Origin of the sequence: Deinococcus piscis, assembly GCF_014653275.1 — a bacterium.
Taxonomy (GTDB): Bacteria; Deinococcota; Deinococci; order Deinococcales; family Deinococcaceae; genus Deinococcus; species Deinococcus piscis.
Genome location: NZ_BNAL01000001.1, coordinates 77,864 through 94,538, shown reverse-complemented (window position 1 = coordinate 94,538; position 16,675 = coordinate 77,864). Strand labels below are relative to the sequence as shown.

The window sequence follows — 16,675 nt, the reverse complement described above, 5'->3', positions numbered from 1 at the left end:
AGTTTGTCGGCAAAAGTAGCCGGGCGGTCCATCACCTGCCCAGCTCTCTGCTCATCACGCAGTGTGCTCTAAGGCTGATACCACTTGTAGGTGTTTTGGGGCAAGCGGTAGAACACCAAATTGACCGGCAGAGCGCTGCCGTTGGACGGCATGAACTGAATGCGGACCCGGTCCGACTTGGCGCGCCACAGCAGCTGCGGCTCGTTGGGGGTCAGGGCGTTGCCCTCGCGGGGCAGTTTGATGACCTGGGTCAGGTCGCCGTCTATGATGCGCATGGCTCCCCGGTACAGGCCACCGCGTGGACTCAGGGCAATGGCCGTATTGGCCGCGCCAGTGAATTCCATGTCGTAGAGCACGCCATAGTTGCCCGCCAGGCGCTGATTGCTGCCCGTTACCGTGTCGCGGCCCGTCAGGACCGGGTCGTGCTGGCCGTCGCCAATCACCACGCGGGCGGGCAGCTGGTTCAGCGAGGCGCTCATGGGGCGGTCCGCACCTGCAAAGGTGCCGCGCTGGTGCCGACCATCCAGCGGCAGGTAGGGCAGTGAGCGCAGCACCGGGTCGCTGAGGGTCAGGCCATCTTCCAGCATCACGAAGCTCACGGCCACCTGTCCACTGCTCACGATGTCCTGAAGGATGCTGACCCCGTGGCCCTGGCTGAGCGTGGGACTGACATACAGCGCACTCAGGCCACCGGGCGGCAGATTCACGGGACCGCGTGACGGGCTGGAAAAGTAGTCCATCAGGGTCACCTGTCCCAGAATGCCCTCAATGCGGCTGGGGGCGGTTTCGCCCTGGCGGGCCACCTGCACCGTGACCGGGCGGTTTTCGAGGTTGCGGGCCACGATGTACATCCGCGCTGGGCGGCCCAGATCGTTGACGTGGTAGCCCAGCAGCCGGGCCTCACCGCTGACCTTGTCCTGATACAGCACACCGCTTTGGCGCGGTTTTTCGGGACTGTCGCTGAACAGCAGCGGCAACGCTCTGGGCGTGCCCTGGCTCATGGTGAGTGCGGGGTAATTCAGCACCCGCCCATCGGCGAAGCGGTCCCCAATCTGGCCGTAGCGCAGTGCGTAGGTGACCGGCGTTTCGGAGGCTTGGCCTTCGACCCGGACCGTGCGGGTGTAGGTGGATGAGGTCTGTCCGCGCCCATTGGTCACTTGCAGGCTGACCGTGTAGGTGCCGGGAGCCCAGTACACGTCCTGCCGCCCCGTCCAGTTGCGCGACGCGATGCCGCCGCCTTCGGGGTCGAACGAATACTCGGTAAACACGATTCGCTCACCCGGCGCATAGACCGCTTTGTCCGTCGAGAAGCGGGCCTGGGGCACCGTGGGCTGGGCGGCTGCGGAAGGCGTGGGCACCGCTGCTGCGGGTGTGGGTGCTGTGGGGGGAGTGGGTGTGGCAGGCCGGGCCGGGGCTGGGGGGGCTGGAGCCACTGTGCCAGGAGTCGCGCCGGGCAGGGCAGTGGGGCGTGAAGGCGGCACAAACGACCCTTTGGGCTGGGCGGTCAGCACCAGCGAGCCACCATCCCCGGTGTTCAGTTGCCCCCCCAGCCCGGCGGCAATGACCCGCGCCGAGACATACAGCTTGCCTTCCAGAACGGCCACGCTGCCCGCTTCCTGGCGCTGCCCACCGACGGTAGCGTACCCACTGTCCAGGTCCACGGAGAGGTTTCCGCCCACCACATTCACGGTATTGCCGCTGCGGGTCAGGTGGTAGCCCAGCAGCAACACAGTGTCATTGAGCGGCAGCATGGTGCGGCCATCCACCACCTGCGGCGCAGCGATGTTGGCACTGCGGCCATTGATCTGCACGCTGGATTCGCCAGTGGTGAAACTCAGCTGAAGTTGCGCGGCGGCGACCCCCCACAGCCCCAGGCCCAGGCTCAGGAGGCCGGGCTTGAGCACCCTGGGCCGCAGCCATGCGGCGGCGCGGCTCAGGCGGCGGTCAGCAGTCATTTGCGAGCGAAAACACATAAGCCCCAGTATGCCTGCCCAAGCTGACGCGAACCTTCAGACGCAAAGGTGGCTCTCCCTTCGCTTACCGCTGGGGATGGGTGCGGCGAGACCTTCCTAAGGCCCACAGGCAGCCGACATTGATCAGCCAGGTGAGGGCCAGCACCCTCAGCGGCCAGGGACCGGCCAGCCCCGGCAGCGAGTCCGGCCAGCCAGCAGCAGGCCACAGCGTAAGCGGCCAGGGCAGCGGAGCACCGGCTTGCAGCAGCGTCAGGGCGTAGCCAGCACTCCAGGCCAAAGCCGCTGTCACGAACGCCAGCAGCAGCGGCCCGCCCCAGACCCACTCAAGCAGGCCACTGCCCGGCAGCAGCCAGGCCACGGGGTCACGCTCCGGTTGATACGCAGGGAGCGGCGCAGCTGTAGGGCGAGAAGACTCCGAAGCTGGAGTGGGGGCTGCCTCCTGAGCGCCTGCCAAGTGCTCCCGGCTTTGTCCCAGGTCAGCGGCGCGGCGGGGTGGCAGCAGGGCAAGCAACAGCGCTCCCAGGGTTAGCGCTTCGGCCAGCCATAGCAGGGCCCAGGGGTGCAGGTGGCCCCGCTGCGCCTGGGCCGCAATCAGGCGCAGTTGCCCCAGCGGGTCGCGCAGCTGCGCCCGCCAGATGCCCGAGACATCGCCGCTCAGCGCCCGAATCAGGCTGCGGTCATCGGGATAGCACAGCCGGGGTTGGCCGGGGCGGTAGCGTTCCTGAAACCCGCTGCCCAGGGTCAGGACCGGAAAGCCCAGGTTGTAGGCGGCGGCCCCCAGGCCAGGCTGCGCGGCCAGGGCGGTCCGGAACAGCGAGTCGGCGCTGGGGCGGTCCCCACGCAGGGCCGCGATGACCCCCAGATTGTTGCGGGCGCACGGCAGGCTCTGAGCCGCCTGATAGCGCACCCGCGCCGCTGAAAGGTCGCCCGAAAGCTGGCTGCTGAGGCCCCGCAGCAGCGCCGCTTCGGGACTGCTGCCCAGGGGCAAGCGGGCCAGGCCAGTTTCCGCCCAGGCCCCGCCGTAGGTGCCGGTGTTCAGCGCCGGAGTGGCCAGGAGCTCGGCGGTGCGGCTGGCCCACAGTCCCCCGCTGAGGCTGACGGTGAGTGCGGCACTCAGCCCCAGCAGCACCAGCCGCTCGCCGGTGCTGGCGTAGTGCAGCGAAGTGCGGCTGGCCCGCGCCAACGGATGCCTGTGCCAAGCCCGCCAGCGCCCACCATAGGGCGAGAGTTCGGCCCGCTGCACCGCGTGTCCCCGCCGCAAGATGGACAGCGTGGCCAGCAGCACACCAAGCGCCAGCGCCAAAGCCAGCAGGCCGCTGGCGTCACGCAGCTGGATCAGGCCCGCTGGTCCCCGGCGGTAGAGGGTCTCGGCGCGCAGTGAACTGGCAAACCCCCGCCATTCGCTGGCCTCCCCGGCCCGCTCCTGGCTTTCCAGCAGTTCGGCGTAGCGCTGGTACAGGGCTTCACTGCCGTGGGCGCGTGGGTGTAGGGCGCGCAGATGCCGCATCCAGACTTCGGCGCGGTTCAGGCGGCCCTGGCTCAGCAAAGTTTCCGTGTAGCCTGCTGGATTTCCGTACGCGAGCATGGCCTCACGGCTCACGCGAATGGCCGGGTCGTAGCCCCGCTGCGCCGCGTCCATTCGGGCAAGTTCCAGCGCCTGGTCAGCCTGCTCAGGGTATCCGGCGGTATCGAGCCGCGCGGCCAGCTTGACCCAGACTGGGAAGGGCTGCGGGGCGGCCATCAGTTCCTTGAGGTGGGCGGCGGCCTGCTGCGGTTGACCGGCGGCGCTGGCCTGTTGCACCGCCCGAAGCCCCAAAAAAGGGTTGACGGGATCGCTGGCCCAGCGCCGGGACACGTCTAGGTCTGGCACGGCGTCGGCGGCCTGCATGGCCCACAGGGTCACGGCAGGGTCCGGGGCGAACACCAAGCGTTCCTGGGTGCCGCCTCCGTCTTCGGGTGGAATCAGGGTCAAGGTCTCGCGGTACTCGCCGCCCGTGACTGTGGCGCGGACCAGCCCACCGCTGCCGTCCAGCGTCAGGACCGGAGCAGACAGGTCGTAGCGGGCCAGCACGCGCCCTGCTTCGTCGTAGGCGAGGACAGCTGGCCCAGCGCCCAGGTAGGTCATGCCACCCTGGCGCAGTGGTCCACGCAGTTGGCCCAGCTCAGGCGCGAAAGTCTGCGACCACACGGGTTCGCCGCGCCGCCAGCCGGTGAGACTGCGGCCCTCTAGCGTGACCTCGGTGGCGAGCCCCGTGCGCTCGGAAGGGCGGATACGTGCCGAAGCATTGGAGCTGGTAAGGCGCGCCGCAGCCGGGGCGGGGGCCAGCTGGTCGGCTTGTCCCACCCCCACATCCCCCTGGCCCAGCGTCCCCTGCGCCTGAACGGAACCGGCCAGTGTTGCGGCCAGCCACAGGCCGGTCATCCACAGTGCGGTTCGCCCTTTCTGGCGGCTGGACGGTGTGCGCCTGAGTGGTGCGTGGCTGCTTGAGGTTCGGCGGCGTGGCGTGCGTGTCACTGGCTCCCGTCCTGCGGGCGTGGGCGGGCCTGCAGCATGTGGGCGGCCCGCACCCCCATCACCAGTGAGCCCAGCAGCGCTGCCCAGAAGCCGCCCCGCTGCCAGGCCAGCCACAGCAGCACTGGCACCACCACTCCCGCTGTAACCGGCACCACATTCAGCTGGACGGAGCGCTGGAGCAAGAGCTTGTACAGCGGCATAAACACGGCGGCTGCGGCCAGGGTTCCGACCAGTGCCTGGGGAGCGGCCAGGGCCAGCGCCCCGATTAGCGTGGCGATGCCGCCACCGCCCCGCCAGCCGAACAGCGGCGGGTAGCAGTGGCCCAGCACCACAAAAAAGGTAGCCAGCGCCGCGCCCAGGGCTGGGTCCTGCGGCATCAGCCACCCCGCCAGCGCGACAGCCAGTGCGCCCTTGAGGCCGTCGAACAGGGCCACGCCAATGCCCACGGCTGGGCCGTATTGCCGCCACGAGCCGCTGCCACCCGGGAGATCAGCGCCCCGAATATCCTTGCCGCGCCAGCGCGAGTACAGAATGCCGGCCACCAGTGAACCCAGCAGGAACGACAGCAGGGAAACGAGCAGCCACATGGGGGTCAGTGTAACGCTGCGCCTGCGCAGAAAGCACGGTGCTGGCAAAAAGCTGTGCGGAGGGCCAGTGCCTAGACTGGGGGCATGTCTTCTAAGCCTGGCCGCCCGCTCTCCCGTCCCGAACTGCGCCGCTACAGCCGTCCGCTGCTGGTGCCTGAGTGGCAGGCCGCCGGGGCGCAGGAGCGGATAACAGCCGCGCGGGTGCTGCTGGTGGGGGCTGGTGGGCTGGGCTGCGCGGTGGCGGCAGCGCTGGCGGGGGCAGGCGTAGGAGAGCTGCGGATTTCCGACCATGACACGGTGGATGTCAGCAACCTGCACCGGCAACTGCTCTTCCGCTCGCCTGACGTGGGCCGCCATAAGGCGGAGGTGGCGGCAGCGCAGGTGCAGGCCATCAATCCTTTTGTCAGGCCACAAGTGGTGCCTGCCCTGAGCGCCGACAATGCCGCGCAGCTGCTGGACGGTGTCAGCCTGGTGGTAGACGCCACCGACAACCTCGCAACCCGCTACGCTCTGGCCGAAGCGGCGCACGCTGCCGGAGTGCCCTGCGTTTGGGGCGCGGCGAGTGGCACTTCGGGCATGGTCACAGTGTTTGCGGGTGCGCGGCGGCTGCATGACCTGTTCCCACCGCAGAGTGCCCAGGCTGACAGCTGCGACGAAGCTGGGGTGCTGGGGCCAGTGCCCGCGCTGGTGGGGCAGATGATGGCGCTGGAAGCCCTCAAGCTGCTGGGCGGCGTGGGTCAGCCGCTGGTGGGGCGGCTGTGGACCTTTGATGGCCTGAGCGGACGTGTGCGCCTGATTGCCCTGCCGGAACGGGCCGACGTCCCTGCCGAGTAAACCAGGGCGCAGCTACCAGAGCCAGACAGCCCACTGGACGACCCAACTGGCGGTTCAGGGGCGGCACTCGGCTTCTTGTCGCTGCTGACGGGTCCTACGTCTTATTGGCCCGGTTGCTGACGCCATGCCCTCCGCCGTGCTTCCTCAGCAGCGCCCCCTCCAAATAGGGGTAGAGTGTGACTTTCTCCTCATTTATGCTAAGGTTCGACCAAGTCCATATATCCACATGTAAGGCCGACCCAAAGCGGGTTTGGCGCGGAAGCTGCCCCCCTGGCTCAGAGTTCTGGGCTAGCGGCTTTCGCTGGAGGAAGCTATGAATAAGGAAAAAGTTGCAAAAGCAGAGTTGGCCGCCCATATCAGTGAGCAGACGGACCTTTCGCGCAAGCAGGCTGGCGACGTGGTCAGCGTGGCCGTGTCGCTGATGGTGGACGCGCTCAAGCAGGGGCGCACCGTGGGCCTGCCTGGGCTGGGCACCTTCAGCATCTCCCACACGGCCCAGCGCCAGGGGGTGCGCCCCGGCACCACCGAGCGCATCACCATTCCTGCGGGCAAAAAGGTGCGCTTCAAGATTTCCACCGGCCTCAAAGAACGGCTCTAGAGAAAGCAGCTTCAGGGCGCTGCCTGCGGCTTCACCTGCCGGTCTGTCCGGGGTGGGGCCGCGCCTGCATTTGACCGGAGAGGCTACTGACTGGAGAAGTCACTCAGCACGGCCTGCGCCGCGTGATACCCGCACATGCCATGCACTCCACCGCCCGGTGGCGTGGCCGAGCTGCACAGGTAGACCTGCGGGTCAGGTGTGCGGTAGGGCGTAGGCGTGGGCACCGGGCGGGCCAGCAGGCCCGTGAGGTCGAAGCGGCCCCCGTTGACGTCGCCGCCACCGAACACTGGACTAAAGGTTTCGAGCTGGCGGGGCGTGGTCACGTGGCGGTGCAGAATCCGGGCGCGGAATCCGGGAGCCAGACGCTCCAGCGCGGCTTCGATGGTGTCGGCGTAGTCGGCTCCGGTGTCTGCTGGAGCGTGCGCGTACACCCAGAAGGTGTGCCCGCCCTGCGGAGCGCGGCTGAGGTCAAAGAGGGTGTGCTGCGCCGCCAGCAAGTAGGGCTGCTGAGACAGCTGTCCCTGCGCCGCGCCCCGCTCGGCCTGCTCAATTTGTTGCAGGCTGCCGCCGATGTGCAGCGTGGCGGCCTGCGCCGCTGCGGGGTCCAACCAGGGCACCGGCCCGCTCAGGGCATAGTCCACTTTGACCGCGCCCAGGCCGTAGCGAAAGCGGGACAGCCAGGCGTCATAGCCAGGCGTGGAGCGGCTCAGCAGCTGCCGGGCCACCGCCGGACTGGAATCCACCAGCACGGCCCGCGCCTGCGGCAAGTCCGCCCGTGACTGCACGCGGGTGTCCAGCTGAATCTCTCCACCCAGCCAGCGGAAGTACTCGGCCAGGGCGTCGGCCAGGGCCTGCGCGCCACCACGCGGAAAAGGCCAGCCTCCGGCGTGTGCCGCCGTGCCCAGCATCAGGGTCGCCGCGCCCACCCCCGGCGTCATCATCGGCAGATTGACGTGAGCGGCCAGTCCCGCCCACAGTGCCCGCGCCTCGGCAGTCTGAAACAGCAGGCTGGCGGTCAGTGGAGCGGGGAGCAAGGCGGGCACCCCAAAACGGGCCAGGGTGAGCGGGTGCCGGGGCAGGCGCAGCAGTGGGCGCAGCGTGTCTTCCAGCAGGTTGCCTTGCTGCGCCACCAGCGGCCCGAACAGCGCCCGCCAGCGCGCACCGTCCGGTCCCAGGACAGCGGCAGCGGCGTCCAGATCTTGCGGCAGCGGCAGCGCCCGGCCATCCCACCACAGGTGGGCGTAGGGCGCGGGTGAGCGCACCCAGTCCAGCCCAAAGGCGTGCAGCGGCCACTGCTGCCAGACGGGCGAAGCGTAGCCCAGCGGATGAATGGCGCTGCCGGTATCGAAGGTAAAGCCTTCCCACTGGCGGCTGCTCAGGCCACCGCCGGGCTGGTGGTGCGCTTCTATGACCCGCACCTTCAGCCCGGCGCGGGCCAGGGTAATCGCTGCGCTCAGGCCGTTGGGCCCAGCACCGACCACCACGGCGTCCAGTCCAGCGGGCTTCAGGCTCATCTCTGGAGTGTAGCGGCTGCGTTTACAATGTCTGAACATTCAGGCTCTACACTCCGAGATATGAACCTCGGTCCGATGGAAATCCTGTTTATCCTGGTGGTGGCGCTGGTGTTGTTTGGCCCCACCCGCCTGCCCGAGCTGGGCAAGAGCCTGGGCAAAGGCATCCGCGAGTTCAGGCGCGGCACTCAGGGCCTCAAGGACGAGCTGGAGCTGAGCATGAAAGACGCTCCGGCGCAGAGTCAGGCTGGGCAGCCCCAGCACACCCCGCCCACTCAGGCCGCACCCATGCCCGCCGCCGCCCCGGCTCAGCCCGCACCCAATCCGGCCCCAGCTGAACAGGTGGTCTATTCCGCTGTGCCGGGAGAGGTGGCTGCTGACCCGGCTCAGGCTCCATCTGTTCAGCCTGCCCAGCCGCTGCGGGCCTCTGACCTGGCGGTAGCTCCGGTGGTCGAAACTCCGGCAGACCCTGCCCCACAGCCGCCTGCTGCGCCTTCTTCGCACCGCGCCTGAGCGCTCAGGGTTCTGAGAGCGGCCCAGGGAAATGCTCTACCCTGCGGGCATGATTCCTGCTCAGTCCAGAGGACGCTCTTGCTAGCCCGCGTCCGCAGCGCGGCCCTGGTCGGGGTAGATGCCGTACCAGTTGAGGTTGAAGTAGATGTTTCGCCGGGCCTGCCGTCTTTTATGGTGGTGGGTTTGCCGGACCAGGCGGTGAGTGAGGCGCGTGAGCGGGTCCGGGCCGCCATCCGCAACTCTGGACTGCCATTCCCAGCGGCGCGGATTACGGTGAACCTGGCCCCCGCCGACCTGCGCAAAGAAGGTCCGCTGTACGATCTGCCCATCGCGCTGGGCGTGCTGGCCGCACAGGAGCAACTGCCGCTGGAGGCTCTGCGCGGAGTGATTTGTGCGGGCGAGCTGGCGCTGGACGGGTCGCTGCGCCCCGTAGCTGGAGCCGTGAACCTGGCCCTGTTGGCCGCTGAGCTGGGCTTGCCCGCGCTGGTGCCCGCAGGCAGTGCAGAGGAAGCCGCCCTGATTGAGGTGCCGGTCTACGGTGCCGGGACGCTGCTGGACGCGGTGCGGCATCTGAGCGGTCAGGCTGCACTCCCTCTGACCGAGCCGCCCCAGCCGGGAGACGACCTGCCGAATGCTCCCGACCTGGCCGACGTGAAGGGCCAGAGCGCCGCCAAGCGGGCCCTGGAAATTGCCGCGGCAGGTGGTCACAACCTCCTGATGGTGGGCAGTCCGGGCAGCGGCAAGACCATGCTGGCCCGCCGCGCCGCTGGGCTGCTCCCCCCGCTCACCCGCGCCGAGGCGCTGGAAGTCACGCGCATTCACTCGGCGGCAGGTCTGCTGACACGGGGCGGCCTGCTGGGCGCAGCGCCTTACCGCCACCCGCACCACACCGTGTCCGACGCTGGCCTGATTGGCGGGGGCAGTATCCCCAAGCCCGGCGAAGTGAGCTTGGCGCACCGGGGACTGCTGTTCTTGGATGAGTTCCCGGAGTTCTCCCGCCGCGCTCTGGAAACCCTGCGTCAGCCGCTAGAAGATGGCCGGGTGACCATCTCGCGGGCCCGCGCCAGTGTGGAGTATCCGGCCCGTTTTCAGCTGATTGCCGCTATGAATCCTTGCCCCTGCGGCCACCTCGGCGACCCGGAACGGCCCTGTACCTGCACGTCCGCGCAGCGCACCCGCTATCAGGCCCGGCTGAGTGGCCCGTTGCTGGACCGGATTGACCTGACCGTGCAGGTGCCGCGCCTGACGGTAGATGAGCTGACCCGCGCGCCCCAGGGGGAAAGCACCGCGCAGGTCCGCACGCGGGTGCTGGCAGCGCGTGAGCGGATGCAGCACCGCCAGGGCGCGCGCAACGCCGATTTGGTGGGACAGGGCTTGCAGCAGGCCGCGGCCCTGGACGCCGGCCCCGAGAACTTTATGCGGGCAGCGGCGCGGCAGCTGAGCCTCACTGGACGCGGCTATGACCGGGTGCTGCGGGTGGCCCGGACGGTGGCCGACCTTGCCGGGTCGGAGCGTATTGCCGAAGCGCACATTGCCGAAGCGCTGACCTTCCGCTCGCGTGAGCTGGCCTAGAGGCCGGGGATGACGCTCCCTGATGTACTCTTTTACGCCGCGCTGTTGGCGGCGTTGCCGCTCTGGCTGGTGGTAGGGTTTCGTATTCCCGCCGCGCCAGTCCGCCTGAGCCGACCTGCCGCCTACGCGCTGTCGTTTGCCTGTCTGACGGTGCCACTTTCCCTGCTGTTCCTGAGTGTTGTGATGTCTGTGCCCTGTGTAGGCGTCGCCTGGCGGACGCTCCCATGGCTGGCCTTAGCGCTATTTGCAGGACTAGCGGCCCGCATGGTTGCTCAGGCTGGAGGTCAGCGCGAGGCGCGCTTGCTGTATGTGCTGCTGGGGCTGATGCTTCTGCTGGCAGGAGTTTATATTTTCGACCCTCTGACCTCTTCTCACCCTCTCTGCGCTGGTCAAGATCAGCTGGGGAGAATGGGCGCACAGACCGCCTTTCTGACCGATGCGGCCAAAGGCGTGCTGCCGCCCTTGGCACTGCTGGCTTACGCCGCCTGGCAGGAGCGCCGCACGGGAGCCAGAGACCTTTCCTAAGTTGGGGTGCAGAAACGTAGCGTGCAAAAGTCCGCGTCAGAGCTTGCTAAGCTGAGCGGCAACGATGACTCGCATAGGGCCGACCTTGGAAGAACTGGGCATCACGAGCAAGCCCGAAGCCACCCTCAGCCGTGAGGACGCCTTCTTTGTGCTGGTAGATGATCTGCTGCTCTACCGTGACGCCCGGATTCTGCGCCGGGTCAGCCTGCGTGACCTGACCCGCATTCACAGCGACGACAGCGGTACCCTGCGGGTTGAAACTCCAGCGGGCACCGCACTTAGCGCCAGCCTGCTGGGCTTTGAGCCGGATGAGGTGCAGCCCTTTTTTCTGCGGGTGCGTGACGCTACCGCCTACGCCAAGGCCCAGGCCAAGCGGGCGCAGGAGCGCGAGAGTGGCGAGGCCCCGCCCTCTCCTTTTGCGCGTGTGCCCCGGGCGCAGCCTGCAGTTGCCCCGACCCCGCCCAGGGCAGCACCCTCTATGCCGGCTCCCGTGACTTCAGCGGCCCCTGCTGACGCCCCAACCGAGGAATTCGAGCCCTACGCCCCCTATGAGCGCCCCCGTACGTTTGCTGACCGGCTGGGCTCGGTGGTGCGGGTCATTAAGCGCCGCCCAGAAACCCCTGACTTAGACACCCCCAAATCAGAGTCTCCTGAATCCGAGGCTCCTGAACAGGCTCAGACCGCCCAGGCCGTGGCTGAGCCAGGTGGCCTGGAAGCTGGAGTGGGCAGCAGCGTCCAGGCGGTTCGAGACCAGCCCACTCAAGACCAGCCCTCTCAAGACCAGCTGGGCCAGGAAGACATGCCCAGGCCAACATCCCAGCCCAGTCCAGCGTCCAGCGTCAGCCGCCGCGTCCAGTCCGCTCCCGTCTCAACCGCTCCGGCGCAGGTTCAGCGTCCTGCCAGTGTCAGCATGGAAGAAGCCCTGCGGTCCTCTGAGACCCAGACCACGGTGCTGCGCCCTGCGGCAGCCGAGCCAGCCGCTTCCAGCGTGACTGAAATGACTCCCGCTATGCCAGAAGGGGAGGCCCATAGCGCTGCTCCGGCAGTGCGTGGTGGCCGCAAGGCGCCGGGTGGGCCGCTGGCCTGGCTGAACCCTGCGGGCACACCGGACCTGCGGGTCTGGCCGCCCCGGCTGCGGCTGGTGGCAGGTCTGTTGCTGCTCACAGCGGTGGCCCTGACGCTTTATTACCTGCTCAATGGTTCTGTGGCTGCCGGTCTATGGCTGCTGGTGGTCGGTGTGGCGGGTGCCGTCTTTCTGCTGGCCGCAGCCGACGCTGTGCAGGTGCTGGCCACCCGGTTGCCTGAGACAGCGGCGTCAGGAGCTCTGGCCCCAGCGGACAGTGAGGAAGGCAAGCCCTAGAGCTTTTGCCCTGGCAGACACGGATTTAGGCCCGGTACAGGGCATCTGGACAAGCCGCCAAATGCTCTAAACTGACCGGACATGGAACCTGTCAGCATCATCCTGATTCTGTTGGCCCTGGTGCTGGTCTTGTTTGCAACCGAATGGCTTCCGGTGGACGTAACCGCGCTGCTGCTGATTGCGGCCCTGATGCTGACTGGCCTGCTGGACCCCGACGAAGCCCTGGCAGGATTCGGGGACCGCACCGTGCTCACCCTGGCGGCGCTGTTCGTGCTGGCGCAGATGCTGCTGCGGACGGGCGTCATCAATTGGATCGTGCAGCTGCTGACGGGCTCTGCTGGCCGCCGGGGAGCGGAGCCGCCTGTGTCCGGGGCGGGCCTGATTCGCCGCTTGCTGGGCGGGGTCACGGCGGTCAGCACCGTGACCAGCAATACCGCCACCACAGCCGTCTTTCTGCCGGTGATGCATGCCCTGGCGCGGCGTACGGGTGTCCCTGCCAGCCGGGTGATGATGCCGCTGGCCTTCGCTTCTATTCTGGGCGGCTCAATCACTTTGGTGGGGACGAGCACCAACTTGGTGGTTTCGGGATTCTTGCCCGAGGTGGGCCTCAAGCCCCTGGGCTTTTTCGAGCTGGCCTGGGTGGGGGTGCCAGCGGCCATTGCAGGGCTGCTGTACCTCTTTTATGTGGCTCCGCGCCTGCTGCCTGAGCGCGACTCAGAAATGGAACAGGAGGTGCGGGCGTACATCTCCGACCTCACCATTGCTGAAGGCAGCCCCCTGATTGGACAGACCCTCGCGGGCGCGGCGCTGGGCCGCGATCACGGCCTGACGGTGGTGGCGGTGCGGCGTGATGGACGCACGGTCTACGCTCCGGACGCGGCCTTTGGCCTGGAACTGGGCGATACCCTGGCCGTAGAAAGCGATTCCGAAGGGTTGCTGGCTGCCAAAGACGCTCTAGGCCTGGTCAGCCGCTCCAAAGAAAAGCTATCGCTGAGTGGCCTGGAGTCCGAAGTGCGGCTGGTGGAAGCGGTGGTGATGCCTGGCAATGAGCTGATTGGCCGCACCCTGCGCGAGTCGCGCTTTCGTGAGCGCTACGGCCTGAGCGTGCTGGCCCTGCACCGCCGCGAGAAGACCTTGGAGCGCCTGGGTAGCCTGCGGGTCCGTGGGGGCGACGTGCTGCTGATTCAGGGCACCGAAACCCGCCTGCGTAGCCTGGGCGATACCTTCGCCGTACTGGCCGACCTGACCGAGCAGCAGCGTGACGGCTCCAAAGCTCCCCTGGCGGCAGGGTTATTTGTGGGCGCACTGGTCTTGTCGGGCCTGGGTGTGGTGCCGCTGGTTACGGCGCTGATTGCGGCAGTGGCCCTCGCGCTGGCGCTGCGGCTGCTCAGCCCAGACGAGGCCTACCGCGCCATTGAGTGGCCGGTACTGGTGCTGGTGGCCGCCATGCTGGCTTTTGGCGGGGCTTTTCAGTCGAGCGGTGCCGCCGAACTGATTGCTGGCTGGCTGGCCGGGGTGCTGGAGCCTCTGGGCGGGCTGGGAGCACTGGCGGGCGTCTACATCTTTACCCTGCTGCTCACCCAGCCCATGAGCAACCAAGCGGCGGCGCTGGTCATGCTGCCGCTGGCGGTGGGCGTGTCCAGTGCGCTGGGCTACGACCCCCGGCCATTTGCGGTGACTGTTGCGCTGGCCGCAAGCAACTCCTATCTCACTCCGCTGGAGCCCAGCTGCATGTTGGTGTACGGCCCAGGCCACTACCGCTTTGCTGATTTCCTGCGTGTGGGTGGGGGGCTCTCGGTGTTGACCTTTGCCCTGACACTCCTGATCGTGCCTCTCGTCTGGCCGCTGACGGGCACAAACTGATCACAGACTGATGACGGCATCACGTTTTTCATGGTCGCTTCACCGCTGAGTTCATCTTTTCTTGATGGGGTGTGGCAGACTGTTCGACATATGCAAACCCAAACGCTGATGTTGACCCTGGCCCTGAGCGCTGCCGCTCCGGCCCTGGCCCAGACGGCTGCGCCCGTGCGTGCTCCTGCTCCCGCTGCTCAGCCCAGCGCCGCGCAACCCGCTGGCACCGTCTCGGAAGTGGTGGTCAACGGCACCACCGAGCTGCTCGCCAACTTCGTGCGGGCCACGCTGAACGTACAGCCTGGCGCGCCAGTGGCCAGCGTGAATCTGGACCAGGTGCGCCAGAGCGTGCTGAACTCCGGCTACTTCTCGGCGGCCACGCCCCGCATTGAGCAGCGCTCGGGCCGCAGCGTGCTGGTTATCGACGTGGTGCCCAATGCCACCATCGGCACTGTGGAAGCTACGGGACTGACCTTTCTGTCGGCGGACGCTTTCAAGAAGAGCATCGCTGACCTGCTGAATATCGCTCCTGGCGCTGCGCTGAACACGGCCCGCTTGGAGCAGGCCAAGAATGCCTTGCTGGACAACTACCGCTCGGAGGGCTATCCCTTTGTGCCCACCGTGAACGTGCAGACCACGCCTGCCAATGACGGCACCGTCACCGTTCGCTTCTTGGTGGACGAGACGGCCCCAGTCCGCGCTGTGCGGATTCAGGGCGTGTCGCTGCTGGAGCGCAGCCGCGTGGAGAACATCTTCCGCCCCTTGCAGCAGGCGGGCAAGTTCACCCCTGAGGTCTACTACCGCGCCGTGTCGCAGGTGCAGGCCCTCTACGAAGAAGCGGGCTACCTGCACGCTGGCGTAGAAGTTGCCAAGACCACCCTGGACAGTGGCCTGCTGACCATTCAGGTGGTCGAAGGCCGCGTGGCTGCGCTGGACACCACCAACCTGGGCACGGTAGACCCGGCGGTGCTGCAGTCGCTGCGTACCCGCACCGGCCAGCCGGTCCGCGCTGAGGACCTCCAGGCTGACGTGCGTACCCTGTCTAACCGGACCGGCAAGCCAGTGGGCTTTGCGCTCCAGGCCAACCCCCAGAATCTGAACCAGGTGGCGGTGTACTTCGGCAGCGCCAACGTGGTGACTGCGCCCATTCAGCGCATCGAGATTCGCGGCAACACCCTGATTCCTGAAGCCCAGCTGCGCGCCGCTCTGACCATCAAAGAAGGCGACGTGTTCAGCCCTCAACTGGCCCAGGAGAACTTCGTGCGCCTGCGTGACCTGTACCGCGCCCAGGGATACGAAATCAGCACCCGTGACGCCGTGCAGTTCGAGAACGGTGTGCTGGCCCTGAACATCCGCGAGGTGACGGTGGCAGGCTACGAGCTGAACTGGCAAGGCGAGCACCGCACCGAGGACCGCGTGATTCTGCGCGAACTGCCCAAGCCCGGTGGCCTGTTCAACGCCCAGAAGTTGCGCGAAAGCCTCGCGAACATCAGCCGCCTGGGCTACGTGCAGCTGGTCAGTCAGGAAACGCGGGTGGACCCCCAGAACCCCGAAGCCATTACCTACGTGCTCACCGTGGCCGAAGCCGACACTGGCATTCCGCTGCAACTGTCGCTGGGCTATGACAGTCTGCAAGGCGGCTGGAACGGCGAAGTGGGCTACAGCAACCCCAACGTGTTCGGTCTGGGCCACAACGGAGCGGTCAGCCTGGGTGCCCAGCAGAACGACGCTGGCCAGAACTGGTTTGGCTCGGCCAGCTACACCATTCCCTGGTTGGACCTGGATTTCCTGGACTTCCGTGAGAACCGCACCAGCTTGAGTGCCTCTATTGGCAGCAATGTGGGGGCCAACCAGGCCATCTTCCAAACGCGTGACGATCCCAACGGCAGTGGCGAGATTGAGCAGGACACTGGCCGCGACTTTACTGTCCGCAACAACTCCTTTGGCGTGGACCTCAGCCGCCGCCTGACCGATCAGCTGTCGGCGGGTGTGGGAGTAGGTGTGACCCAGAAGACCTACTTCCTGGAAGGCAAGATCCGTGACAGCGACGTGCGTGTCCCTTACCGCGTGCAGGGCGATACCCAGTACTGGATTGACTGCAACAACAGTCCGGTGGAGGCCAAGACGGGCAATACGGCTCTGATTGAGCAACTGCGCCGCCCCTGCGCCCTGACCGATGCTCAGTCTGCCGCCTTGCTGCCCCAAAAGAGCCTGACCACCAGCCTGACGGGCCGCGTGAACTATGACAGTGCCAACTCGTTCGCCTTCCCCAGTGAAGGCTGGCGCGCTGACCTGAACGGGGCCTACAACTTCGGCACTGTGGGCGAGGACCGCGTGAACTGGTTCGAGGTGGAGTCGGGGGCCCGCACGTACTTCAGCTTCGGCGACACCATTCTCAAGACCACCGGTGAGGAAACTGCCCAGCAGGTGCTGGCCGTGCGTGCCAACGCCGGGACCACCATCGGCAACACCCCGCAGGGCACAGGCTTCCGCGTGGGTGGAGGCGGCAGCACGGCCTTCTCGCGCCAGCTGCGCGGCGTCGAAAACGGTTCGCTGTTCGGGGCCAACTACTTCACCACGTCCGCTGAGTACCGCCGCGATCTGAATATCAACCTCGGCCCGGCCCGTGGCGTGTACGGTGTGCTGTTTGCAGACGCTGGCGACACCTGGGACGACAATGACCCCTTCAGCCTGAACTACGGCGTGGGTGCAGGCGTCCAGCTTGATCTGGGCCTGGGCGGCTTCCAACTGCCTCCCCTGCGTTTTGACTACGGTTACAACCCCCAGACCAGCAACGGCCAGTTCTACTTCCGCTTGGGGAACTTCTGGTAAC

At 67.2% G+C, this 16,675-nt stretch carries 12 protein-coding genes; 8 read left to right on the top strand and 4 right to left on the bottom strand.

Translation table 11 applies throughout. The annotated features are described in order from the left end of the window. Positions 1 to 68: 68 nt before the first annotated feature. From IE158_RS00450 to IE158_RS00440, 3 genes are all read right to left on the bottom strand, one after another. Complete coding sequence (locus tag IE158_RS00450; RefSeq protein WP_189641693.1) at positions 69 to 1,955, bottom strand: stalk domain-containing protein; 1,887 nt, start codon at positions 1,953 to 1,955, stop codon at positions 69 to 71. A gap of 82 nt (positions 1,956 to 2,037) precedes the next feature. After that, the gene (locus IE158_RS00445; RefSeq protein ID WP_189641692.1) at positions 2,038 to 4,395 is read right to left on the bottom strand and encodes a hypothetical protein; all 2,358 of its coding nucleotides are present in this window, start codon (positions 4,393 to 4,395) and stop codon (positions 2,038 to 2,040) included. Positions 4,396 to 4,484: 89 nt separating this feature from the next. Continuing rightward, the gene (locus IE158_RS00440) at positions 4,485 to 5,075 is read right to left on the bottom strand and encodes a glycerol-3-phosphate acyltransferase (protein WP_189641691.1); all 591 of its coding nucleotides are present in this window, start codon (positions 5,073 to 5,075) and stop codon (positions 4,485 to 4,487) included. A gap of 84 nt (positions 5,076 to 5,159) precedes the next feature. On the opposite strand from IE158_RS00440, the gene IE158_RS00435 reads away from it, so the two are divergent. Next, positions 5,160 to 5,909, top strand: coding sequence for a HesA/MoeB/ThiF family protein (locus IE158_RS00435; protein WP_189641690.1), 750 nt, complete (start codon positions 5,160 to 5,162; stop codon positions 5,907 to 5,909). Positions 5,910 to 6,222: 313 nt separating this feature from the next. After that, on the top strand, positions 6,223 to 6,507 hold the full coding sequence (locus tag IE158_RS00430; protein ID WP_189641689.1) for an HU family DNA-binding protein: 285 nt from the start codon (positions 6,223 to 6,225) through the stop codon (positions 6,505 to 6,507). An 83-nt stretch (positions 6,508 to 6,590) separates the two neighbouring features. Here the strand turns inward: IE158_RS00430 and IE158_RS00425 are convergent, their stop codons facing one another. Then, complete coding sequence (locus IE158_RS00425; RefSeq protein ID WP_189641688.1) at positions 6,591 to 8,021, bottom strand: phytoene desaturase family protein; 1,431 nt, start codon at positions 8,019 to 8,021, stop codon at positions 6,591 to 6,593. A 60-nt stretch (positions 8,022 to 8,081) separates the two neighbouring features. Here IE158_RS00425 and IE158_RS00420 point away from each other — a divergent pair, with 60 nt between their 5' ends. From IE158_RS00420 to bamA, 6 genes are all read left to right on the top strand, one after another. Then, entirely contained in the window at positions 8,082 to 8,531 is a 450-nt protein-coding gene (locus IE158_RS00420; protein ID WP_189641687.1) for a Sec-independent protein translocase subunit TatA/TatB, read from the top strand. A 78-nt stretch (positions 8,532 to 8,609) separates the two neighbouring features. Further along, positions 8,610 to 10,103, top strand: coding sequence for a YifB family Mg chelatase-like AAA ATPase (locus IE158_RS00415; RefSeq protein ID WP_189641686.1), 1,494 nt, complete (start codon positions 8,610 to 8,612; stop codon positions 10,101 to 10,103). Positions 10,104 to 10,112: 9 nt separating this feature from the next. Next, a complete protein-coding gene (locus IE158_RS00410) occupies positions 10,113 to 10,628 on the top strand; it encodes a hypothetical protein (protein WP_189641685.1) in 516 nt (171 codons plus the stop codon). A 64-nt stretch (positions 10,629 to 10,692) separates the two neighbouring features. Further along, the gene (locus tag IE158_RS00405; protein WP_189641684.1) at positions 10,693 to 11,988 is read left to right on the top strand and encodes a hypothetical protein; all 1,296 of its coding nucleotides are present in this window, start codon (positions 10,693 to 10,695) and stop codon (positions 11,986 to 11,988) included. Positions 11,989 to 12,069: 81 nt separating this feature from the next. Next, positions 12,070 to 13,851 carry an SLC13 family permease gene (locus tag IE158_RS00400; protein ID WP_189641683.1) on the top strand — a complete coding sequence of 594 codons (1,782 nt, stop codon included), beginning with the start codon at positions 12,070 to 12,072 and terminating at the stop codon, positions 13,849 to 13,851. A 90-nt stretch (positions 13,852 to 13,941) separates the two neighbouring features. After that, positions 13,942 to 16,674: an outer membrane protein assembly factor BamA gene (gene bamA, locus IE158_RS00395; RefSeq protein ID WP_189641682.1), complete on the top strand. Its 2,733-nt coding sequence runs from the start codon at positions 13,942 to 13,944 to the stop codon at positions 16,672 to 16,674. Position 16,675 lies beyond the last annotated feature (1 nt).